Consider the following 562-nt stretch of genomic DNA (forward strand, 5'->3'; position numbering starts at 1 on the left):
CTCCCTTGCTAAGATCTAGAAAAAACAAGCAAAATTATGCCGTGGGATTTTGCTTTTCTGCTTCTACAACCTGCTCAAAAGTCAGGCCTTCCCTTCGCGCCTTTTTGCGTATTCTGTCGTAATCCGCTGCCGCAGCATGGGGGTTGCCTGTGAGCTTCTGAGCAAGCTTAGTTCTCTGCATTCTATAGTAATCAACTGCCGTAGCATCAGAGTCGCCCGTAAGCTCCTGAGCACGTTTAGTTCTCTGCATTTTATGGTAATCAGCCGATGTAGCCTCGGGGTTGCCTGTGCGCCTCTGGGCACGCTTAGCTTCCTGTATTCTGTTGTAATCAGCTGCCGTAACATCAGACTTGCCCGTGAGCTCCCAGGCTCGCTTAACAGAGCTATTATCCTTAGTACCACTAATACGTGCTACAGCGTTAGTAACTTGTTTTACTGTCAATCCGGGTATCTGCTCAGCTATCTCCGCTTGCCTTTTACCTTGCCTATGCAGGTCGGCTATTTGCGCTTTGATCTGCGGACGTAGATGCCTACCGTTGGGTGTTTTCACACCCTGTTCACG

Annotated in this window: 1 protein-coding gene; it reads right to left on the bottom strand. The window is 49.3% G+C overall.

The genetic code is table 11. The annotated features are described in order from the left end of the window. Positions 1-34: 34 nt before the first annotated feature. Positions 35-562, bottom strand: a 528-nt coding sequence (locus tag IEX86_RS25370; protein WP_229685512.1) for a hypothetical protein, incomplete at its 5' end; no start/stop codon positions are given.

This window comes from Pseudomonas asuensis (assembly GCF_014646755.1).
Taxonomy (GTDB): Bacteria; Pseudomonadota; Gammaproteobacteria; order Pseudomonadales; family Pseudomonadaceae; genus Chryseomonas; species Chryseomonas asuensis.